This window comes from Pseudoalteromonas sp. NSLLW218 (assembly GCF_015864775.1).
In the GTDB taxonomy this organism is placed as follows: domain Bacteria; phylum Pseudomonadota; class Gammaproteobacteria; order Enterobacterales; family Alteromonadaceae; genus Pseudoalteromonas.
The window spans coordinates 116,760-140,757 of the sequence record NZ_JADYWO010000009.1; the positions used below are offsets into that span (position 1 = coordinate 116,760).

13 protein-coding genes are annotated in these 23,998 nt (G+C 39.0%); 12 read left to right on the plus strand and 1 reads right to left on the minus strand.

The features are described from left to right. Window positions 1-207: 207 nt before the first annotated feature. From I6E80_RS15110 to I6E80_RS15165, 12 genes are all read left to right on the plus strand, one after another. Window positions 208-1,086, plus strand: a complete 879-nt coding sequence (locus tag I6E80_RS15110; RefSeq protein ID WP_002962960.1) for an NAD(P)-dependent oxidoreductase — start codon at window positions 208-210, stop codon at window positions 1,084-1,086. 141 nt (window positions 1,087-1,227) lie between these two features. Continuing rightward, window positions 1,228-3,486: a polysaccharide lyase 6 family protein gene (locus I6E80_RS15115; protein ID WP_197185890.1), complete on the plus strand. Its 2,259-nt coding sequence runs from the start codon at window positions 1,228-1,230 to the stop codon at window positions 3,484-3,486. A 5-nt stretch (window positions 3,487-3,491) separates the two neighbouring features. Further along, window positions 3,492-5,708 (plus strand): heparinase II/III family protein, encoded by a 2,217-nt coding sequence (locus tag I6E80_RS15120; protein WP_197185891.1) that lies wholly within the window; start codon window positions 3,492-3,494, stop codon window positions 5,706-5,708. Between the two features lie 5 nt (window positions 5,709-5,713). Beyond that, complete coding sequence (locus I6E80_RS15125) at window positions 5,714-6,058, plus strand: cupin domain-containing protein (protein ID WP_002962963.1); 345 nt, start codon at window positions 5,714-5,716, stop codon at window positions 6,056-6,058. Between the two features lie 2 nt (window positions 6,059-6,060). Further along, a complete protein-coding gene (locus I6E80_RS15130) occupies window positions 6,061-7,368 on the plus strand; it encodes an MFS transporter (RefSeq protein WP_007585328.1) in 1,308 nt (435 codons plus the stop codon). A 74-nt stretch (window positions 7,369-7,442) separates the two neighbouring features. Beyond that, window positions 7,443-8,375: a sugar kinase gene (locus I6E80_RS15135; RefSeq protein ID WP_197185892.1), complete on the plus strand. Its 933-nt coding sequence runs from the start codon at window positions 7,443-7,445 to the stop codon at window positions 8,373-8,375. A gap of 429 nt (window positions 8,376-8,804) precedes the next feature. Next, a complete protein-coding gene (gene eda, locus I6E80_RS15140; RefSeq protein ID WP_076924850.1) occupies window positions 8,805-9,422 on the plus strand; it encodes a bifunctional 4-hydroxy-2-oxoglutarate aldolase/2-dehydro-3-deoxy-phosphogluconate aldolase in 618 nt (205 codons plus the stop codon). Between the two features lie 14 nt (window positions 9,423-9,436). Further along, window positions 9,437-10,519, plus strand: a complete 1,083-nt coding sequence (gene fbaA / locus I6E80_RS15145) for a class II fructose-bisphosphate aldolase (RefSeq protein WP_024598714.1) — start codon at window positions 9,437-9,439, stop codon at window positions 10,517-10,519. Beyond that, window positions 10,516-11,478 (plus strand): class 1 fructose-bisphosphatase, encoded by a 963-nt coding sequence (locus tag I6E80_RS15150; protein WP_024598713.1) that lies wholly within the window; start codon window positions 10,516-10,518, stop codon window positions 11,476-11,478. The genes fbaA and I6E80_RS15150 overlap by 4 nt, the downstream gene beginning before the upstream one ends. Window positions 11,479-11,939: 461 nt before the next feature. Next, window positions 11,940-14,675, plus strand: a complete 2,736-nt coding sequence (locus tag I6E80_RS15155; RefSeq protein ID WP_197185893.1) for a poly(beta-D-mannuronate) lyase — start codon at window positions 11,940-11,942, stop codon at window positions 14,673-14,675. A gap of 326 nt (window positions 14,676-15,001) precedes the next feature. Further along, complete coding sequence (locus I6E80_RS15160; RefSeq protein ID WP_024598711.1) at window positions 15,002-18,034, plus strand: TonB-dependent receptor; 3,033 nt, start codon at window positions 15,002-15,004, stop codon at window positions 18,032-18,034. A 521-nt stretch (window positions 18,035-18,555) separates the two neighbouring features. Continuing rightward, window positions 18,556-21,519, plus strand: a complete 2,964-nt coding sequence (locus tag I6E80_RS15165; RefSeq protein ID WP_170072887.1) for a TonB-dependent receptor — start codon at window positions 18,556-18,558, stop codon at window positions 21,517-21,519. A gap of 372 nt (window positions 21,520-21,891) precedes the next feature. Here I6E80_RS15165 and I6E80_RS15170 read toward each other — a convergent pair whose 3' ends face one another. Further along, window positions 21,892-23,802, minus strand: coding sequence for an aminotransferase class V-fold PLP-dependent enzyme (locus I6E80_RS15170; RefSeq protein WP_076924854.1), 1,911 nt, complete (start codon window positions 23,800-23,802; stop codon window positions 21,892-21,894). Between the last annotated feature and the right edge of the window lie 196 nt (window positions 23,803-23,998).

Below are 23,998 nucleotides of genomic sequence, written 5' to 3' on the forward strand. Positions count from 1 at the left end.
AGTTTTTGCATACCAATTGGTAAGTTGCTTGGTTTGAGTGAATACAATGTATTGGTAATTAATCAGAGTTACGTTTTGCACAGGTTAATTTATAAATAACTCAAGCTTAAAGTTACTCTACAAATTGAAACAAAAGACACAGCGTATTTATAGAGTAGATTTTACTTGTTCTTATAAAAGTATGCGCCACATATTTAGGAGTTATTCATGTCAAAACCAGTCATCGGTTTCATCGGCTTAGGCTTAATGGGCGGCAACATGGCCGAAAATTTACAAAACAAAGGCTATGAGCTAATTGTTATGGACCTTAGCAAAGATGCGGTTGCAGCATGTGTTGCTAGAGGCGCAAAAACAGCAAGCACTGCAAAAGAGCTAGCTGAAGGTTCAGATATTGTTATGTTTTGTCTTACAACTTCAGCAGTTGTAGAAAAAATTGTTTACGCAGAAGACGGTATCTTAGCAGGCATTAAAGAAGGTGCAGTATTAGTTGATTTTGGTACTTCTATCCCATCATCTACTAAAAAAATTGGTGCTGATTTAGCAGCAAAAGGCGCAGGCATGATTGATGCTCCTCTTGGTCGTACTCCAGCACATGCTAAAGACGGTCTTTTAAACATTATGGCTGCAGGCGATATTGATACATTCAATAAAGTTAAACCAGTACTAGAAGATCAAGGTGAAAATGTTTTCCATCTTGGCGAGCTAGGTGCTGGTCATACAACTAAGCTAATCAACAACTTCATGGGCATGACTACAGTATGTGCTATGTCACAAGCGTTTGCAGTTGCAGAGCTTGCTGGTGTTGACCGTCAACAACTTTTCGACATCATGTCGACTGGTCCATCTAATTCACCGTTTATGCAATTTTGTAAAAACTATGCGGTTGATAATGTTAGCGACCTTGGTTTCTCAATTGCCAATGCAAACAAAGATTTAGGCTACTTCCTACAAATGGTAGAAGACCTAGGTACTGAATCAAAAATCGCTGAAGGTTCATCAGCTAACCTACAAGCAGCGTTTGACGCTGGTATGGGTCAAGGTAACGTTCCTGAAATTTTTGATTACTTCAAAAAGTTAGAAAAGTAAAAAACACGACAAATGGCGCTTAGCTTTATAGTTTAGCGCCAGCACACACACTTTCGATTGACGAGACTTAGCCTGCTTTGTGCAACACCACTTTTAAATATTCATAGAGCCTAATTCGAGTCACAATATAAAGAGTTAACTATGCGTTTAATTAATACTATAAAGCTAAGTTTAGTTCTGATTGGTTGTATATCTACGCAATTAGCAGCCAAAGATTATTTTGTAGATGATAAACAAGCCTTCCGTGATATTTCGTCTAACTTAGTTGCTGGCGACAAAGTAATCCTTAAAAACGGTACATGGTCTGACTTCGAAATCCTACTTGAAGGCCAAGGCACAAAAAACTCTCCTATTTTATTGACCGCTGAAACTAACGGTAAAGTAATTTTATCGGGTCAATCTAACCTAAGACTTGCAGGTAAATACCTTGAAGCTTCAGGTTTAGTATTCAAAGACGGCTATACACCGAGCTCAGCTGTAATAGAGTTTCGTAAAAATAAAAATGAATTAGCCTACAATTCACGAGTTACACAAACAGTAATCGATAATTACAGTAATCCAGACAAACGAGAGTCTGATTATTGGGTGGCACTATATGGACAACATAACCGCTTCGATCATAGCCATTTAGTCGGAAAACGAAATAAAGGCGTGACAGTTGCTGTGCGTTTAAATACTGAAGCAAGTCAGGAAAATTATCATCGTATAGATAACAACTACTTTGGTTACCGTCCTACTTTTGGTTCGAACGGTGGTGAAACCCTACGTATTGGCACCAGCCATTACTCATTAACTGATTCGCATACATTGGTAGAGAATAACTACTTTGAACGCACCAATGGTGAAGTAGAAATTGTTTCGGTTAAGTCAGGCAAAAACATCCTTCGTAATAATGTATTTTATGAAGCGCGCGGTACATTAACGCTGCGCCACGGTAACGGTAACCTTATAGAAGAAAATATTTTCATTGGTAATGGTGTTGATCACACAGGTGGTATACGCGTTATCAATAAAGACCAAATTGTAAGAAACAACTACCTACAAGGTCTAACAGGATATCGTTTTGGCAGTGGTTTTACTGTGATGAACGGCGTACCAAATTCATCTATTAATCGTTATCACCAAGTTGAAAATGCGACGATTGAAAACAACACATTTATAAATGTGCGTCATATTCAACTTGCAGCTGGTAGCGATGCTGAACGAAGTGCGGCGCCTAAAAACAGCACAATGAAAAACAACTTAATCATAAATCAAGATGGCGAACAGCCATTTACAACATTTGATGATGTAAGTGGGTTGGTACTAAGTAACAACATTGCTGATACAAAAGTGATTTCTGAGTTAATGTACGGTGTAAAGAAAGAAAAAATCACACTTAAAAAAGCAAGTAATGGTCTACTTTACCCAACATCTAAAAGTTTAAATGTAGGTGCAAAGCGCGATTTGAAAGTGCTGAAAAAAGAAGATACCGGTGTTAGCTGGTATGCAAAAGTACCTGCTTTAGTTGATTTTGATTCTGGTAAAACACATTCTGTTAAAGCTGATGTAAGTGCATTACTAGACGCTATTGATAATGCAGAGTCGGGTGATGTATTAGAACTCGCACCTGGTCAGTATGATGTTTCTAAACTGGTTAAAATTGATAAAACGTTGACAATTAAAGCGAAGCAAAGTGGCAAGTCTAAACTTACTTTTCAACGCTCTACATTATTTGAAATACATGATGGCGGCAGCTTAAAACTAGATGGCTTATCAATTTCAGGTGAAAACGCGCCAGATGCAATAGGGAACAGCATTGTTCGTACGCAAAAATGGGGTATGGTTGATAATTATCGCTTTGTAATGACCAACTCACAGTTGAATGCTTTAGATATTAATCATTCATTCCATTTCTTTATCACTGGTAAAGGTGCAATGGCTGATGAAATTATTCTTACAGGTAATACCTTTAATACAGTAACAGGTGACATTTTACGTCTAAATACTGAAATTGAAGACTTAGGTGTTTATAACGCGGAATACGTCATTGTAAATAATAATACATTTAACGATGTAGAAGGCGGCATAGTTAAGCTTTACCGTGGTGGTTCAGATGAAAGTACATTCGGTCCTCATTTTGAAATGACGAGTAACACGCTTAATAATATTGGCTTTGGTAAGCGTAATAAAGAGCAAGCGAGCATTTATGTTCACGGTGTTCAGGTTACTAATATCAAAGATAATAAATTTGTTAAATCTGCTCCTATTGTTGTAGAGCACACAGTAGGCGAGCCTAAAACTGAAATCTCAAACAATACATTTGATGAAACTAAAGCACCAAGTGTTAAAGAACTAAGAGTTAAAGGCCCGCATACGGCAGTATTAAAAAATAACAACATTTTAAATAAGGCAGGGTAAATACTATGCACTTATTAAAATGCCAAACAGGTTTTAAAATAGCTGCTGTAGCTGCACTTACATTACTTACATCATTGGGTGCGCATGCAGCGCACCCAAACTTAGTAATTACTACTGATGATGTTAAGCAAATGCGCCAAGCAATTAGTAGCAACAGTAGCACAAAGTTTGCTAACGCGTTTGAATCGCTAAAAGCACAAGTTGATGAGCAAATTGCACAGCCTATCACTGTGCCAGTTCCAAAAGACGGCGGTGGTGGTTATACACATGAGCGTCATAAGAAAAATTACCAACTTATGTACAATGCGGGCATTATTTATCAATTAAGCCAAGATGATAAATACGCAAATTATGTACGTGATATGTTGCTTGAGTATGCAAAATTATACCCAACGCTTGGTCTGCATCCAAAACGTAAAATGGATTCGCAAAATCCAGGTAAGTTTTTTTGGCAAAGCCTAAATGAAGCAATGTGGCTTGTGTACACAATACAAGCATATGATCTAATTCATGACTCGTTAAATGCCGATAACATAAAAAAAATTGAAAATGACTTACTACGTCCTGTTTCGTTGTTCACATCAGTAGGCCAACCCTCTACATTTAATAAAGTACATAACCATGGAACATGGGCAACAGCGGGTGTTGGCATGGCAGGGTATGTATTAGGTGAACCTGAGTGGGTAGAAAAATCATTATACGATTTAGAAAAGTCGGGTAAAGGTGGCTTTATTAAGCAGCTAGAGATGCTGTTTTCACCACAAGGTTACTATAACGAAGGTCCTTACTATCAACGCTTTGCACTATTACCATTTGTAACGTTTGCTAAAGCGATTGAAAACAACGAACCACAACGAAAAATCTTTGAATATCGCGATGGCATATTATTAAAAGCGATTGATACGACGATTCAACTTAGCTACAACGGTTTGTTCTTCCCAATTAACGATGCAATAAAAAGTAAAGGTATCGATACCATTGAGTTAGTAAATGGTGTAACTGCGGCATACGGTTTAACCAACGATGCAGGTTATTTAGATATTGCTAAGCAACAAGACCAAATAATCCTCTCTGGTGATGGACTAAAAGTAGCTCAAGCACTTGATAACAACATGGCTAAACCTTATTCGTTTAAATCAGTTGCTTTCGGCGATGGTAATGACGGTAAACAAGGTTCTCTAGTGGTAATGAGAACACAGGTAGGTGGCGATCAAGCTCTACTATTTAAACCTGCTGCACAAGGTTTAGGTCATGGTCATTTTGATAAACTAACATGGCAGTTTTACGACCACGGTAATGAAATTGTATCTGATTATGGCGCAGCACGTTTTTTAAATGTAGAAGCTAAATACGGCGGTCGTTACTTACCAGAAAACGAAACTTACGCTAAACACACTGTTGCGCACAATACGGTAGTGGTTGACGAAACAACACATTTTAATGCAAATGTTGAAGTAGGTAATAATAACTACCCAACGCTTAACTTCTTTGAAACAAATGAATATGGCACGGTTTCAAGTGGCGAAATAAGCACAGCTTATAAAGGCGTTGATCTTGAACGTACGCTTGCACTTATTAACTTACCTGAACTACAAAGCACAGTTGCACTTGATATATTTGATGTTGCAGCAAATAAAGCGCATCAGCTTGACTTGCCTTTGCATTATAAAGGTCAGCTTATAGATACCAGCTTTGAGCTAAAAGCGAATGCAACACAACTCGCTGCATTAGGTACTAAAAATGGCTACCAGCATCTATGGCTTAAAGCTCAAGCGCAACCTCAAAGTGGTTTAGCTAAAGTAACGTGGTTAAACGAGAATGGTCGTTTTTATACGCAAACGAGTTTAGTTAAAGGTGGTGAGTCTTTCTTTTTTACCCAAATAGGCGCAAACGACCCTGATTTTAATTTACGCAACGAAAACGGTTTTATTCGTCGCGTTGAGGGTCAAAAGCATCATAAATTTATATCAGTATTAGAGCCTCACGGTGAATATAATCCAAGTAAAGAATATACCTTAGAAGCTGTTAGTAGAGTTACAAAGCTTGAATATAGTCAGCAGGGCGATTTAACACTTGTTGAACTTGATATTAAAGGCAAGTCATATTTAGTGGCTATTAATAAAGCACCAACATCAGCTAAAAACACATTCAATTATCAAAATAAAGAGTTCACTTTAAATGGCCGATTAGCCGTTTATATGATGAACAATAATCAGGAGTAAATAGGATGCAAAAGCAAAGCGCAAACTTTTCATTTGGCAACGAGACTGAAATTGAAGATTTAGGAAATGGTCTAAAACGTCAAATGCTAGGTTATAACGAAGAGCTAATGGCTGTTAAAATTTGGTTTGAGAAAGGGGCTATTGGTTATAACCATGCTCACAGACATTCTCAAGTAACGTATGTTGTTGAAGGTGAATTTCACTTTAACATTGATGGCGTAACTAAAATCTTAAAACCGGGTGATAGCTGCTTAATCCCACCATTTGCTGATCATGGAGCTACCTGCCCAACAGGCGGAATCCTGATTGATACCTTTAGCCCAGCGCGTGAAGACTTTCTTGAGGATTAATTATGCAACTTAAAGGCTTACGTTGGTGGGTTATAGCGCTAATTGCGCTAGCTACCATTATTAACTATATCGACCGTCAAGCACTTAGCGTGCTTTGGCCTGATATTGTTGAAGATTTATTCCCTGATGAATCAGCATTAGAACGCAAACAAATATACGCTAATATTTCAATTGTGTTTGTATTTGCTTATGCATTTGGTCAGGCCATATTTGGTAAAATATTTGACTGGGTGGGTACCCGCTTCGGTTTTGTTTTATCGATAGGTGTTTGGTCTATTGCAACCGTTGCCCATGCATTTGCACAAGGTGTACTTAGCCTTAGTATTTTTCGCGCAATCTTAGGTGTAGCCGAAGCTGGTAACTGGCCGGGCGCAGCTAAAGGTAATGCTGAATGGTTTCCAACTAAAGAGCGTGCATTAGCACAGGGTATTTTTAACTCTGGCGCTGCTATCGGCGGTATTATTGCGATTCCTTTAATTGCATACTTAACTATCTACTTTAGCTGGCAAATGGTGTTTGTTTTTGTTGGTGTATTAGGTTTTCTTTGGTTAGTGCCTTGGTTAATTTTAGTTAAAGCGCCGCCTAGCTCTCACCCTTGGCTTACTGCCGAAGAACGTGAATATATCTTAACAGGTCAAAGACGTGTTGATGATAATGGCGATGTGACTGGCGAAGATGAAGAAGAATATAACCCGTCTACTGCTGAGTTACTCTCTCGCAAACAAAGCTGGGGTGTAATTATTGCCTCTGCTGCGATTGACCCTATTTGGTGGTTATTTGTTTTTTGGATACCTATTTATCTAAACGAAGTATACGGCATGGATGTTAAGTCTATTGGTATATACGGTTGGGTTCCTTATGTTGGCGCTATGTTTGGTGCATGGTTTGGTGGCTTACTGGCACAAAATCGACTTAAAGCCGGATGGAACACTGATAAAACACGTAAGTTAACTATTACGCTAGGCTGTTTAATTATGCTACCTGCGTTACTTGCAATGGCTAACCCTGGCGGACCAACGACAGCGGTACTAATTATGGCTGTTATTTTATTTGGTTTTCAAACTGCAATTGGTAATGTGCAAACACTACCAAGTGATTTGTTAGGCAAAAAAGCTGTAGGTACATTATCAGGTTTTTCAGGTATGGCGGCAAAACTTGGTGCTGTAGGCCTTACATCGCTTGTGCCTATTCTTACTGCTGATGGTAACTATACACCAGCATTTGTTATTGGTGCTTCTTTAGCCATTATAGCAATGGCAGCTGTTTGGATTTTAATTCCAAAAATAGAACCTCTTAAAAAGCCTCAATAATCTAGATAATAACTGCTATGCCAACATGTTTTGTATAAGCGCATAGCAGTTAACTACATAGGGTAACTTCCAAGATGAAAAATATTTACTTTATCGGTGAATGCATGGTCGAGCTTAGGGCTATGAGCGCGGCAACACTACACCAATCATTTGCAGGCGATGTTTATAATTCTGCAGTGTATTTAAAGCGTTGCTTCCCACAGGTTACTACTTCGGTTGTTACGGCTTTAGGTCAAGATAATTTAAGTAAAAAAATGCTAGAACGCTTTGAAAGTGAAGAAATAAATACACAACACGTATTTGCTCACGATACCAAAGTACCTGGCATGTATTACATAGAAACCGATGAGCATGGTGAGCGTAGCTTTATTTATTGGCGCAATGATTCTGCAGCTAAAAAGGTTGTTGATTTTTTAGATGCTGATGCACTCGAGCAGCTTAGCCAAGGTGATATGTTTTTCTTTTCAGGAATTTCATTAGCAATAATTGAAGAAAGTGCACGTGAGCAATTTTGGAAAGTTGTAAAGCAGCTCAAAGATGCTGGAGTTAAAATAGTTTTTGATCCTAACTACAGAGCGCGTTTGTGGAATAGTGTAGAGGAAACTAAAGAGCAATATCATTTAGCCTTTACGCTTGCAGATATTACCCTACCTGGCGTTGAAGATTTAACAACACTTTATGACGTACATAGCGTAGAAGCGGTTGTTGAATATTTAAAACCTTACCAAATAGAAGAAATTGTTGTTAAAAATGGCCCTGAATCGGTAGTGACAAAAGAGGGCGAGACCCTTCAAAGCCACACTATAATACCGGTAACAAATGTTGTAGATACTACATCAGCAGGCGATGCTTTTAACGGTGTTTATTTAGGTGCTCGTTTATCTGATAAATCAATTACAAGTGCTGTACAACTTGCTGCAAAAGCAGCAGGTGCTGTTATACAACAGCCAGGCGCTATTGCTCCAAAAGATATATTTCAGCTAGCAATGGTTAAAGCTGGGATCTGATACCAATTTTATTAAAAACATGATCACCTTAGCGTATTAAATAACTCACTAACTACGTTAAAAATTATTTATATAGAACAACTATGTATCATAATTTTAGCCTTGTTATTGAGCTATTTTCTTGTCGCTATAATAGCTCAATAATTTAATGCAATTGGTATAACAAAATAATTAACCTGAACTCTGGTTAAGAGATTTACTAACATATTGAATCATGGTGATATTTAAAATTATTTTCTCTAGCTAGAGATTTTCAGTGAAAACAAGGCGAATTTACGCGTCAATAGCGGGCCTATTGCAAGTAAATTCAACGCAGTTAGCGCTGAAAATAGCTGCTTGAGATAGATTTATTATCTAGAGTTCAGGTTAATCAAACATTAAAGGCCGCCATACCTCGGCCGCATTACTTTTTTATAAAGGAACAACGTTATGACTCGCTTTTCTGAACTTATGTCAGGACAAACACTGCTACCTATAATTCAAGCTGATACGCCAGAGCAAGGTGTTCAAATAGCGAAAGCTATGGCTAACGCCGGCCTTACTTTAGTTGAAGTAGTGCTAAGAACAGAAGCTTCTTTAGAAGCATTAAAAGCTATTAAGGCACAAGTGCCTGAGCTAAAAGTAGGTGCGGGTACGGTAATAAATACTGAAATTTTAGAGCAAGCACTAGAAGCGGGTTCTGACTTTATTGTAACGCCAGCTGTGTCTCCTGTATTACTTGCCGCACTTGCTAAATGTAATGTACCGGTACTTCCTGGTGTATCAAACACAGGTGATATTTTAATGGCGCTTGAATATGGCTTTGAAGAGCAAAAATTATTCCCGGCATCGCTAGCCGGTGGAGCACCTTTTGTATCAGCTGTATCGTCAGTATTTAGAGCAGTCAGCTTTTGCCCTACAGGCGGTGTTAGCGAAAGTAACAAAATGGACTATCTTTCTTTAAATAATGTATTCGCCGTTGGCGGTACTTGGATAGCGAAGAAAGAATGGGTTGAGCAAGAAAACTGGCAAGCAATTACCGATTCTTGTATCCAGGCTTTAAAATAGAAAGGATTGCATAAATGAATTATTTAGCCCCAACAATACTGCCAGGCGTAATCGTTGGCGATGAAGTAAGTGCTGTGTATGAGCATGCGCGTACTAATCAATATGCTTTGCCAGCGGTAAATGTTGTTAGTACAACATCTATAAATGCGACGCTAGAAGCTGCTAAAAAGAAAAACTCGCCCGTTATTATTCAGCTTTCTAATGGTGGAGCTCAATTTTTTTGTGGTAAAAGCTTATCTTTACCAGAGCAACAATCAGCAGTGCTTGGGGCGGTAAGTGCTGCAAGATATGTACATTCAGTGGCAGCACATTATGAAGTGGCAGTAATGCTTCATACTGATCATGCAGCTAAAAAGCTACTACCTTGGATTGATGGTTTGCTTGATGAAGGTGAAAGACACTTTGAACTGACGGGCAAACCACTGTTTAGCTCGCATATGATTGATCTTTCCGAAGAGTCTTTAGAAGAAAATATTGAAATTTGTGAACGTTATTTAACGCGTATGGCAAAAATAGGTATGACTCTAGAAATTGAACTTGGTTGCACGGGCGGCGAAGAAGACGGTGTTGATAACTCACACTTAGATAGCTCTTCTTTATATACTCAGCCTGAAGATGTTGCATTTGCTTACGAACGTTTGAGCCGTATTAGCCCTAACTTTATAATTGCAGCGTCTTTTGGCAATGTTCACGGTGTATATAAGCCGGGTAACGTTGTTCTTACACCCACTATTTTAAAAGATTCACAAGCTTACGTATCAGAGAAATTTAATCTACCAAGCAACTCAATTAATTTTGTGTTTCATGGTGGTAGTGGTTCTGAGTACAATAAAATTGCAGAGTCTTTAACCTATGGCGTAGTTAAGATGAATATTGATACCGATACGCAATGGGCTTGTTGGACAGGTATTTTAGATTACTACAAAGATAACCAAGCATACCTACAAGAGCAAATTGGTAACCCTGATGGGGAAGATAAGCCAAACAAAAAATATTACGACCCTCGCGTATGGCTGCGTCATTCAGAGCAAAGTATGGTTGCAAGACTAGAGCAATGCTTTGACGATCTAAATTGTGTAAATAGGTATAGCGCATGAAAAGATTAAATACAGTATTGAAAGAAGACGGTGTAGATACCGATCTTATTTTACTTATTCGCACAATTTTAGCGACTAGTAAAGAAATTGCTTTTCGAGTAAGTCAGGGTGAATTAGCCGGTGTTTTAGGCTCAACCCTTAACGAAAATGTTCAGGGTGAAGTTCAAAAAAAGTTGGATGTAATCGCAAACCAACTACTTAAAGACATACTACTTGACGATAGCAGCGTACGCTCAGTTGCATCAGAAGAAGAAGATCATGCAGTAGGTGGTCATCCTGAAGGTAAGTTTATTGTTGCCTTTGACCCATTAGATGGCTCTTCTAATATTGATGTTAATGGTCAAATAGGCACTATATTTACTATTTACTTAGCCCGTGATGATGTTGCTTTCGACAGTGACGAGCAATTTAGTCAGCCAGGTGTGAATCAAGTATGTGCAGGCTATGTGTTATACGGCCCTTCATCATTACTTGTAATGAGTACTGGCGGTCCAACACGTTGCTATACATTAGACTCAACACATGGCGGTTACTTATTGACAAATAAGCAATTGAATGTGCCTGAGCAAAGTCGTGAATTTGCCGTTAATATGGCAAACTACCGTTATTGGGACGAACCGACACAAGTGTATTTTGATAAATTGCTATATACCTGTGAAAGCTTTGAAAAAAGCTCAATGCGCTGGAATGCAGCGATGGTAGGTGACGTTCATCGTATTTTATGCCGAGGTGGCTTATTTTTGTACCCACAAGATAAACGCAGTGGTAACGATAACGGAAAAATAAGACTGCTTTATGAAGCAAACCCACTAGCACTTTTAGTTGAAAACGCAGGTGGTAAAGCAACCTCTAGAGGAACGCGTATTTTAGATATTGCGCCAACGAGCTTGCATCAACGCGTGCCTGTTGCTTTGGGCTCAAATGAGCCTGTAGAGTTTTATAATAACGCTATTTTATAAAACAGTACTTAATAAAAAAGGGGCAAAAAAATAGCCCCTTTTTTACTCTTATTTTTCGTTCTCTCTGTCAATAATCCTTTCTATACAAACTCACTTCATTTCTTAATTTTCTTATAGTCTTTAAATAAGAATACTTTATATATATTAGATAAATCTGATTTACTTAACCTCATGTAAAACCAATTTTTTGCTCTAAAGTTATGTTTTTTCGCAGTAATTATACATGATTGAATTCAATTTTTGACCAGAGAAACAGTGCGCGGTTAACTTTATGTTTATTTATTGTTATTTATTTGAGTGAGTGTAGTGGAAAAAGTTATTTTATTATGGTTATATTACCAAGTTGGTTAACAATTTATTTGCAACTCAAATAAATTTGGTAATACACAAGTGAATTATTTGGTAACACACACAATAGATAACCAAATAGTAAAATCATAAATTTGGAGAATAGAGCCACCATGAAATTAAAACATTTTGCGCTATGCGCTATTGCAGCAGCAATAGTTGGTTGTGACACAAACTCAAACAATAATGACAACAACTTGGGCTCTATTGCTCTTAGTGGAACAGTTACAAGCGGACAAACATTAACGGCAGAAGTTAGTGACCCTGATGGCATCTCAGGTGACGTGACTTACTATTGGTATGCAGATGGTGAGGCAATTGCAGGTGCAAATATCGCTTCATTTACACTGACTGACGATCAGATAGGCTTACCAATTACTGTTCAAGGGCTTTATACCGATGATGGCGGTATTAATGAATCACATATTACAGATCCAACCGCAGATGTTGCCGCAATCGCATTTCCTGCAAGTTTAACCATTACGGGTGACGCGCTAGTTGGTTCGCAACTAACAGCCAATGTAGCTGACGAAAACGGTTTTGATGGCGATACAGTAACTTATAAATGGTTTGCTGATGACGTAGAGATTGCAGATGAAGCACTTTCAACGCTCACGTTAACAGACGCACAGTTTGGTACAGTTATTACAGTTAGTGCATCTTTTGAAGATAGCCGCGGGTTTGCTGAATCTGTTACATCAACTGGAACACAAGTAGTAGCACGAACAAATTCAGAAGGCCAAGTTACAATTAGTGGCACGCCAACTGTTGGCAATACATTAACAGCAGAAATTGCAGATACCGATGGAGCAACCGGAGATATAACTTATCAGTGGCTTGCTGATGCACAAGAGATAGTTGGCGAGACAGAAAGTACCTTTACGGTTGATGTATCACTGTTAGGTCAAAAGATAAGTGTTCAAGTTGCTTATACAGATGATAATGGATTTATCGAGGATAATACGTCTGAGGAAACAATTGCTGTTTCTGCTGTTGCGGTTGACGAAGCCGGTAGCGTCGCCATTATGGGCGTAGCGCCTTATTTGACAAGTGGCGAGTTAACAGCTGAGATAACCGATAACAATGGTGTTGAAGAGGCAAACGTTACTTATACTTGGTCTGCTGATGGCGTTGAAGTAGCCGACAGTAATAGTAAAACATTTACACCTGCTGCTTACGCTGGCTCAATAATGTCGGTAAAAGCTACGTATACAGATAACGATGGCTTTGCGAGTGAGGTTACAAACTCACTTGATACATTGGTTTACACACAATTAGTTAGTAACCCTGAAGCACTCCTTGGTGCTTTAAGCGGCGGTTTAGCTGATGGTGATGTTATTGGCTTAAACACTGGTGTTTATGCTGATATGGATGCAATTTTATTAACCAGTGCAGTAACGCTTCGCGCTGTAGAGGGTCAAACTCCTGTACTTAGCGGTGAAGTATGTGTACATGTAGCTGCTGGAGTAGATGGCGCTGGATTAACAGGGCTTACCTTTAAGAATATAGATACTAAAGCGGGTGCATTTTGTGAAGCCGAAGAAGATGCTGTTATTTACTCAGAAGGCGATAACTTTACTTTTTCGCAAAACACAATGGATGGCGATGAAGCAACGCTAAACAACTCTACTTATCATTGGTTAATGCTAAAAGGTAAAGGCGCTTTAATCGAACGTAATACATTTTCTAATCGTAATTTTGCTGAAAATGGCTCCGTGATTAAAATGGCATCTGCAAGCTCGGATCACGTTATTGAATATAACTTGTTTAGTGGCACTAGTAGCAATCCAAACTTTGACAATTCTAGCTTACATTTAATTAATGTTGGCAGTACTACAGGCTCGGACGCAGCAGAGAACACTAATTTTACTATTCAATACAACCGAGTAGAAAACTTTGTAACGGGTCGTCGTTTAATGCGAGTGCAAACATCGGGTGCAACCATCAAAGGCAATACAATCGTAAATCCTAATGGTGGTATTTCACTAGAAGATGGTGGCTTCAACAGTGTTACAGATAACGTTATTATTCGAACTACCGATATTGCAAGCTCTGATGATCGCCCAGCGGGTATATTAATTACACCACTTGGTCACACCGTAAGTAACAACTACATTGCAGGTATTCGTTCTGGTAATAAAGAAGCGGGCGGTATTGTATTTACAGCTAACCCATTTTCTCAAGCTGACGGCGGTGTGCCAAACTCGGGTAACCAAGCTGTGCTTGATAGTGCTGGTGACTTTACACTAAATGTAACAAATAATACGGTTTTGAACTCACAGCAGCCTATCGTATTTAGTACTGAAATAGGTTCGCGTGCACCCGTTAGTGACTGTGATGATCTAACAGCCGCTGATGCACCAGTGCTTTATGGTTTAACTAAAAACGCATTTAAAATAACCTTTAATGGTAATTTAATCGCTAATGGTTTAGGTGATCAAACAGACGAAGGCACAATAAATAGCAGTGCTACATCTCAAGGCTTATTTTACCCAAATACACTTGAAAGTGACCATGCTTTTGAATATGACTGTGACTTAATTAATCATGATAGTTCGGTGCTAAGTAACAACTTTGGTTATATGGATAGTCGAGTATCAGGCGATGCAAGCGGTGAGTGGGTTGAAATTAGAAAACTAAACGGTAATGGCGCATTCGATACTGATGGTGCAATTGACCAAGACCCAGCAACGAATGGTAAAGAAGTACTTGAGTACGTTACAGCAACAAGTACGTTATTAGAAACTGACCCTGCAGGCCTTCAGGCAGAGGCGGGTGCTAAAGGGCTTCATTATATTCAATCATCTGAAGTAGGTGTTGGATCTACATGGGAAATACAAAACGATTAAATAACCAATTAATCAGTTAACTTTTAAAAGCCCCAAATTTGGGGCTTTTTTATTGTTTATACTTTTCACCACACTTTAATTTAGCCTACATAACTCATTTATGGACTAGCTTAGAGGTGTTTATATTCTAGTAAAAAAACCTGCCTGACCTGCTGGTAATGCCGCTATGTAAAAATTGGTATACCTTATGGTAATATTAAAACGCTAAATTGGTTGATCATATGACTGCGTTTGAGTATATTAAAGTCAAAGGACACATAAAATATACATAAGCATAACAAGCTAACACACTAAAATCACACAACAACAACCAGCGGAGAATTCAAATGTCGTTGAAGTCACGAGATAGCAATAATTCTACAACAGGGCAGTTTGCAATGCGCCCAGTTGCAAAATGGGTAAGAACAGCGGTCATCGCAGGTATGGCAAGTTCTTGCGTATTTACAGCAAGCGCACAAGAAGATCAGGGAAAAGCGACAGAAGTTGAAGAAGACGTTGAAATAATTAGTGTTACAGGTACTCGTAGAACAATACAGGACCAAATAGCAATTAAACGTGAAGCAACAACGGTAGTTGATGGCTTGTCATCAGAAGACATTGGTGATTTACCAGCACTGTCTATTGGTGAAGCACTTGAGTCAATTACAGGCGCTGCATCTCACCGTGAAAATGGTGGTGCAACTGAAATAACTATCCGTGGACTTGGTCCATTTTTAAGCGCAACACACATTAATGGTCGTGAAGCGACTAATGGTAGTGGTGACCGCTCAGTTAACTTTTCGCAGTTTCCTTCTGAACTTGTAAAAAAAGTAGCGATATATAAAACGCAAGATGCCTCAATGATTGAAGGTGGTGTTGCAGGTGTTATTGCACTTGAAACTATAACTCCACTTGATTTTGGCAAACAACGTGTATCTGCAGAGGTTAAATTAAACTACAACCCTGATGAAGGTAATGTAGATAACTCACTTCAAAGTGACGCTGGTTACCGTGGCACGTTTAGTTATGTTGACCAGTTTGAATTTGATAACGGCCAAGCCGTTGGTGTGTCTTTTGGTGTACAGCGCCAAGATATTAGCCAACCAGAAGCTGAATACAGAAGCTCTAGCCCATCAGGTTCTTCATTATGGGCCTGTTTAAACGATCCAAATAATACTAATGAAGGTTTTTACCGTAGCAGCGCAGGCGACTGTGAAGACCAAGTTAGTGGCAGTAGCAACCAAGGTTACGATACAGAAATTGATCCTGAAACGGGCAAAGCAGTAAGTGATGGTACTCCGTATGCTTGGACTGGTAGTAGCCGAAGCTACCGTCAAAACGAGACATCAGATGAGCGTGATGCAATGTTTTTTGCACTGCAATACCAACCTTCAGCTGATTGGGATGTTAACTTTGATGCGCAAATTTCAGATAGAACACAACAAGAAGCACGCCACGATTTAATCTTCTTACAAAAACGTGCCACACCAGGTGTAACAGGTCCAACACTTGTTACTAACGATGTAGGCGGTATTTTGCACTGGGAAGGTGAAGAGCGCATTGAATCAGCGGGTGAGCAATTTTCTCGTGAAGAAAACTACCAAGGTTACGGCATAAATATAGAACATACAGTTACTGATAGATTAACTGTTGACCTAGATTTAGCATATTCAAAAACTGAACGTGAAGAACTTCAAATATCTAACCGTGGTAGAACATCAGGTCGTAATTTCTTTTCTTGGGATATGGGTGATGAGATCCCTCATTTCACACTGACAGATTTTGATGTAACGGATATTTCAAACTTTACAGATAGCCTAAGAACGCGACTTGACCGTGAAAATGTTCGTGAAAACGAAGTTATCTCAGCGCGATTAGATTTTGACTATGCGCTAGATGGTAACGTTTTCACCAGTGTACAAGGTGGTATTAGAACATCTGAAATGACGTTCCTACAGTATGGTGGTAGCCAAGGTAACGGTTCAAGAAACGAATTTACACTAGACTCTGGTACAGAAGCGCTTGACGTATTACAAGGTTGTCAAATCGACTTTCCAGAATCAGGCTTTTTATCGAGTGTATCTGATGGCGATATTGTAACAAATGTTGATAGTGACGGTAACGTTGTAGATAGCGGTACAGGTTCATCATGGGCTACATACGACAACGTATGTTTCTCACAAGCTGTAGCTGGTTCTAACGCTGATGGTGTGTTTGCTTACCCAGAAGTTGAATATGAAAATGCAGGTACAATTGATGTAACAGAAAAAACAACATCAGTGTACTTAATGGCTAATTACGATACAGAAATGTTTGGTAAATTCATTCGCGGTAACTTTGGTCTTCGTATTGTAGACACAGAAGTAACTTCGATTGGTTTTAGAAATAGCTTTGATGTTGTAACAAGTGATACCGGTGTACTTTCTCTGGTTGAATCTGATAATGGTTCATTGGATAAAATAAAAAGTGGTGGTGACTACACTAAGTATTTACCAAGTTTTAACCTAGTTATTGATTACAGTGAAGATATTTTATTCCGAGCTGGTATATACCGTGGTATGTCACGCGCAGATCCATCTGATTTAGGTTACAGCCGTACATTCCAAGAAGATACAGAAGGTACAGCAACTTCAATTAGCGATTTATTAGTGGGTGTAAATGGTTCTGGTAACCCAGATACTCAACCGCTTATGTCGTGGAACTACGATGCTGCATTTGAATGGTACCCTAACGAAGATTCAATCTTAGCGTTAAGCTTATACTACAAACAGTTCAACGGTGGCTTTCAACAACAAACAGTAATTGAAGATTTTACTGTTGCCGGTGAAACTGTTTCATTACCAATTACTAACTCTGTTACATCAGACGAGGACAGTGAAATATTAGGTCTTGAAGCTTCATTTTCTTACCGCTGGGATAATGGCATCGGTATGAAATTTGGTTACAACTATGCAGACACTGATTTTGAGTTCCAAGATAGCTTGTACGGCGATACGTTTGAGACTGACGTAGATGGTAATACTACACAATTAACTGATGGTATTATTGAGTCGGCTTCAGTACCTGGTTTCTCAAAGCATGTATTTAGCAGCCAGCTTTACTACCAAATAGGTGGATTTGATACTGCCGTTATTTACAAATATCGTAGTGAGTATTTCCAACCATATACTACAAATGGTACTCGACTTCGTTATGTTGATGGCGTAGGTGTGTGGGAAATGCGCGCATCATACAAAATTGATGAGCACTTTAGAGTTAAAGCTGAAGCAATTAACTTGTTCAGTGCTCCTAAATCACAAGATTTCTTTGTTGAAGGTAACCTAGGTGAAGTGAATGACTACGGCCCACGTTTATTCTTAGGCTTAAGCTACAAGCTATAATAGTTAAACACTTAATCACATTAAAAAGGCGGTTTTACCGCCTTTTTTGATCCTCAAATTCTTCAATTTTATATTTTCGATAGCGTTAGCTAACAGTACTCAAAAAAACTCACTCCAGAATTACGCTACTTGACTAAAACAATTAAATTGGTTAACCAATGTTGCTGTTTGTTCAGTACGCCTAACATCATCGGTTTTTCCTGCCTAAATTATTTCATTTTTAAAACGATAACTCTTCTAACCCTTGTTATTAATAGACCTATTTCTAATGAAACTTAAAAACCATAAATAACATTAACTTAAAATGTAAGTTTTGCTATTAGCTTGAAGGTTAGATAGGTTTTTCTATTTTGGTAATAACATATTGCATGATATTTGATCTAAATTAATTACCAAAAGGTTGACCTTTTTATAGTTGAGTGTAAATATAAAGTTAAGGTTTTGTAATAATTAAGGGCTTTTAATAAAAATAATAAAGTAGCTGGTTAAACATAGCATTTCACACACACAGGAAAAAAACTATGAGTCACAAGTTATCTAAAATTACACTGGCAGTTATATCGGCAACTGCACTTGGTATGTCTTTGTCTACACAGGCGCAAGAAGCTCCAAAAAAAGCTGCAGATGATCTTGAGGTTATCGAGGTTTCAGGTATTCGACAATCGCTTACAAATGCGCTTGCACAAAAGCGTTCAGCAGACAGCCTTGTTGAAATTATTGAGGCTGTAGATATTGGTAAGCTACCAGATCAAAACCTCGCAGAAGTACTTGAAAACGTAACAGGGATTCAAATTACTCGTGAAGCAGGGGTAGGTACGGGCGTTCAAATTCGTGGTACCAATGCTAATCGTACAGAAGTGAACGGCGTATCAACAGTTGGCTCAGGTTCTGGACGAAGTGGTATTAGTTTTGAAGATGTATCAGCAGCAATTATCTCTGGTGTAGAAGTAATTAAGTCCCCTGAAGCAAAAACAATCGAAGGCTCTGTGGGCGCAACAATAAACTTGAAAACAATTCGCCCGTTACAGTTAAATGAAACTCTAGGCTCAATTAGAGTTCAAGGTGAAGATAGTAGCTTATCAACAGACGGTGTCACTCCTCGAGTTTCTGGTGCCTGGGGGGATAACTGGGAGCTTGATTCGGGCGGTAAGTTTGGTGTTGTATTTAGTGGTAGTTACAGTGAGCAAGACGTAACCGCATTTCGCCCTCGCGCAGATAGAGATAATTCGGTAGCCGCTGATAGTGGTGCAGCAAGTGCACAATCATTTGATTTCCTACCAGTACAGTTTTTAATTCAAGATTATGATAATTACGAATACGAGACAAAAAACTTCGCAGGTACATTTGAATATGCGCCAAACGATAATATGAAATTCTTTTTTGATGCAGTTGTTAACGATCAAGAGCGCCGCCAAGAAAGCTCTAGAGTACAAGCATCTGGCCTAAGTGATCTTAGAAATGTATCAATACCGAGTGAGTTTGAAACAGTTAATTTTGGTTCACTTGACGGACAGAACCTAGGCAGCATTCAAGCGGCTGTAAGAGGCGTTATTCCGGTTGAAGACGGTGGTGGCGATCCTAACTTGCGTTTTTCTAGCGATACTAATTCACGCATCACAAAGAGCAAAATATTTAGAATAGGAGGGGAATGGCAAGGCGATAGATTATTTGCAAGTGTTGAAGCCTCAACCTCGCGTTCTGATTCAACGACACCAAGCTTTAATACAACGCTTAATTTTATAAATCCAAATGTTGCTACTAATTCGTCAAATGAAAACGGGACTCCTTTTGAGTATGATCTTACAGGTGATGCACTTACGTTTGGGATTGCGACGGGTGAGGCAAACGCGCCAACAATGGCTCAATTACTTGACCCTGCAAATGTTGTTCTACGTGACGTAAACCAAGGGCAAGATGAGTCAGAAAATACAGAAGATGCGTTTCGTACAGATTTTACATATTACTTAGATGATGTAATAACGTCAGTCGATTTCGGTTACCGCTACAGTAAAACGAGTAGTGTGTCGGATCAAGTTCGTTCTAACGTTGGTTTAAGGAATATGGCTGATAGCCCAACGGGTGATTTATTTGCACAATTATTAACAGCGGGCCCAGATAACTTTAACGATGGTGATGGGCGAGCACTCTATATTCGTGATTTCTTACTTATAAACCCAGAGCTTGCATCCTCTGATCCACAAGCCGTTTTAGCAGCGCTTAACCAAGCGATTGAAGCTAATAATGCAATAACAGGTTCTGACCGTGGTCCAATAAGTTCACCAACGTCTCAAGTAAATGCGTTTTTTGATATTGAAGAAGAAACACATGCCTTATATGCACAAGCAAATTTTGAGTATGGCATGTTTCGCGGTAACTTTGGCCTGCGTTATTTAGAGACTGAAGTTACATCGCTAGGTAACTCTGTTACTCAAGATGGAAGTGGCAACGAACTGGTTACTCAGCTAACGTCAAAAGGTGATTACGATTTCTTTTTACCACGATTTAATTTAGCCGCGAATGTAAGTGAAGATGTGATTGTTCGTTTAGGTTGGTCTAAAGATATTAGACGCCCAGATTTTGATGACCTATCTACATCTGTTACGTTTGGCACCAGCCCTAATAGTGCCGTTTCAATTGGTAACTCAGGCTTAGCGCCAGAAGAAGTAACCTCTTTCGATATATCCACAGATTGGTATTTTGCACCCGCTGCTTTGTTAAGTGTGGGGTACTTTCATAAAACACGTAGCGATTTGCACGTTACACAGCAAGTTGACCCATTTGAAGACCCAAGCACAGGCTTTCGCGATACAACTGGTCCAGAATGTGAAGGCGGCGGCATATTTAACCCAATTGCTGACATAAACGTATTTGGTCCAGATGCTGGCGTAGGGTTATGTGTACCAACACAAACTACTATTAATGATTCTGGGGAAACAACACAGCAAGGTATTGAGCTTGCGGCTCAATACGACTTATCAAATTTTGAAAAAGAACTAGGATGGGCATCAGGTTTTGGTGTGGTTGCTAACTATACCTATCAAGAATTTTCTGGTGGCGAATCATTTGACACCGCAACGAGTCGTGCAAATGCTGTTTTTGCATTAACAACTGGTAACCCTGATGCAGACATAAGTGCTAAGCAATCACTCATTGATCTGTCAGAAAACGCATATAACATCACATTCTACTATGAGAAATACGGTCTATCTGCTCGAGCGCGTTATACGTGGCGCGAAGGGTACCGTTCAACTGATTTTGGTAGCACCTCGAGCTTCCCATGGGGTTTCCCTGTTGTACAAGAAGATAGAGGGCAGCTTAATGCCAGCATAAGTTATGATGTGAACGATCAGCTAAATATCGGTATTGAAGCCGTTAACTTAACTGAATCAGAAGTTAGCCAGTCTTGTGTTAACGAAGGTGCTTTACTTTGTTTCCAAGGTATTACAGACCGCCGTATTACATTTGGCGCAAGCTATAGATTTTAAAAGCTATAGTTAAATCGAGTCTATAAGTGTGTGTATTTAAAGACGGTAAAAGCAAGCCACCTGGCTTGCTTTTTTTTAACTAAAACTAGTTAATATTTATAAGAATGATTTATTCCACTTTGTATTTTACTTCTAAATACTGTTACAGCGGCAATGTCTTGCGACACTGCCGGCAGTAATTATACCAACCTGCATAAATCTTTGATCAATTTAACGAATTAAATTGCACTATAACGTCGTTAAAAATTTTTTATTTAGAACAACTAGATACAAAAATTTTTGCCTAGTTCTAGCGTAATTTTCTTAACGTTAAATAGACCCCGTATATAAGCAGATTGGTATTATTATCGAGATAGTATTAAACCAATACCTTTATTTTTTAACCTTACCCTTAAGAACATAAATTTCACCATCAAAACTGCCTTGAATCGTCAGCCCTTGGCTTGCCAACTCTTGCAAATATTCAACATGATCATCAGTAATATGCTGGCCTGGGACTAAAAGCGGAATGCCCGGTGGGTATGGAGTAACTAAACCTGCACAAATGCGGTTGCTACTTTTGCTAATAGGCACAGATTCGCGGTCGCCATAAAAAGCATCGCTTGGAATACATGCCAAGTCTATGGCTGGTAAGTTTTCAGGTAAGCGAGCTCTGCGCGTCGATTTCGACAATTTTACTTTACCGCTATCTAGTTTTTTCAATGCATTGTACAAACGAATTATTTTTGAGCGCGTGCCACCAAGCGTGAGTAAAACCAAGATGGTGCTGTGTGTGTATTTTTCTATCTCTAGCCCAATTTCATCCAGTAGATATTTATGAATATCTTTTAATGAGTAAGGTAGCTCACTAATATCAATAAGGATTTTTAATGGATCGTGACCCATGTTATCACCACTAAAATGCGGGAATATTTCCATAAAGTCTTGCTTAGCTAATACTTTAATTTGCTTAAGCGAGGCCATCTGTTGTTTAAACTCTTCAACATGATTTAGCAGCGCATTGAGCAGCTTATAACCTTCCATCTCTAATTGCTTTTGGCACACGTCAAGCGATGCAATAAGCTGATATTTAGGCGATGTACTAGCGTAGATACTATAAATCTCTCGAAAGAAATCAGCATCAAAATCGGGGTCGTTAATATGAATATAAGACGCTTGAGAAAACGCCGATACTACTTTATGCGCCGAATGTGTGATGTAGTCAGCCCCAGCATGTATTGCAGAATAATGACGAAAGCTAGGATGAAACAAAGAGTATGCAAACCAGGCTTCATCTATAAACACCTTGATACCATATTGATGAGCATAATCTACGACTTGTTTCAGGTCGCTAAGTAGGCCATCGTAGGTACAACCGGTAAGCACTAGTAATTTAGCATCAGTATTGTTTTCAATTGCTAACTTGATGTCGGCCAACGACGGTGGCGCGAAAATACCATATTTTGGATTTAAGATACTCGCCAAATAAATGGGGTAGCTAGCTGATTGCAAGATGCCATAGTGTACTGATTTATGGCAATTACGGTCGACAATTACTTTATCTCCCTTGCGCAGGAGTGTCTGCAAAATGATTTTATTTGAGGTAGATGAACCATTTGTAACAAAGTAGGTGTGCTTAACTTCAAACGTCGCCGCCGCTGATTCTTGAGCGCGACCAATGGTATTAGTGCTGTCTGACAATGAACCTAGCGAGTCTACCGAAACCGACAGGTCGCCAACAAATACATTGCGGCCGTAAAACTGATAAAAATCTTTGATGTAAGGTGAGTTTCTAAAGCTAGAACCCCCACTATGACCCGGTGTATGCCAAGAGTCGTTTGCTTCACCAACGTAACGACGATATGCCGTCCAAAATGGTGTTTCAGAGCGGTCGTCAAAATCGTTAATCATATAACCTAAAATAGCTTCTGGGTCAGAAATCACTTCATCTTTAAAAAAGAATGATTCGATTTCTTCTGATTCGTTTACGATCTCCAGCCCTTTTGTGTCGTCGCCAATAACATAAACCGGCAATTCAAGGCGAATTGCCTTTAACTCTTCAATAAAGCGGCTATACATCCGCTCACCCACTTTGTTGTGCATATCCCAGCTTAGAACCACGGCTTGAATATCACCATCTTCCTCTACACATTCCAGCGCGTGCTTCAGCTCGAGGCACTCAATAATATCGATATGAATATCGTCTCGCTCAAAGTTAGGAATGGTCTTTGACAGATTCGTTGAAAGCCCTTGTAAAGTGGCTGGGTCTTGCTCAATTATCAAGATACGAAGTAGAGGTAGCATAGAGGGTTTCACAATAAAATTTTATAATGCTCACTAGCATAACCAAAGGAGTGAGACTTGTGAAATTAATACTTTGATAATGTTCTATTAATAGTCACATTCTGCGGGTTATCTAAATTAAATTACAAAAATATTGCTAGGCCTTGGGTTAAAAATACGACTCAATTTATTGTTAGTGAGCGTTTAGTTAATGCGG

Coding starts and splice junctions, on each gene's coding strand:
- I6E80_RS15160 (WP_024598711.1), top strand. CDS start 15,002: ATGTCGTTGAAGTCACGAGATAGCAATAATTCTACAACAGGGCAGTTT.
- I6E80_RS15120 (WP_197185891.1), top strand. CDS start 3,492: ATGCACTTATTAAAATGCCAAACAGGTTTTAAAATAGCTGCTGTAGCT.
- I6E80_RS15125 (WP_002962963.1), top strand. CDS start 5,714: ATGCAAAAGCAAAGCGCAAACTTTTCATTTGGCAACGAGACTGAAATT.
- I6E80_RS15110 (WP_002962960.1), top strand. CDS start 208: ATGTCAAAACCAGTCATCGGTTTCATCGGCTTAGGCTTAATGGGCGGC.
- I6E80_RS15130 (WP_007585328.1), top strand. CDS start 6,061: ATGCAACTTAAAGGCTTACGTTGGTGGGTTATAGCGCTAATTGCGCTA.
- eda (WP_076924850.1), top strand. CDS start 8,805: ATGACTCGCTTTTCTGAACTTATGTCAGGACAAACACTGCTACCTATA.
- I6E80_RS15115 (WP_197185890.1), top strand. CDS start 1,228: ATGCGTTTAATTAATACTATAAAGCTAAGTTTAGTTCTGATTGGTTGT.
- I6E80_RS15165 (WP_170072887.1), top strand. CDS start 18,556: ATGAGTCACAAGTTATCTAAAATTACACTGGCAGTTATATCGGCAACT.
- I6E80_RS15170 (WP_076924854.1), bottom strand. CDS start 23,802: ATGCTACCTCTACTTCGTATCTTGATAATTGAGCAAGACCCAGCCACT.
- fbaA (WP_024598714.1), top strand. CDS start 9,437: ATGAATTATTTAGCCCCAACAATACTGCCAGGCGTAATCGTTGGCGAT.
- I6E80_RS15150 (WP_024598713.1), top strand. CDS start 10,516: ATGAAAAGATTAAATACAGTATTGAAAGAAGACGGTGTAGATACCGAT.
- I6E80_RS15155 (WP_197185893.1), top strand. CDS start 11,940: ATGAAATTAAAACATTTTGCGCTATGCGCTATTGCAGCAGCAATAGTT.
- I6E80_RS15135 (WP_197185892.1), top strand. CDS start 7,443: ATGAAAAATATTTACTTTATCGGTGAATGCATGGTCGAGCTTAGGGCT.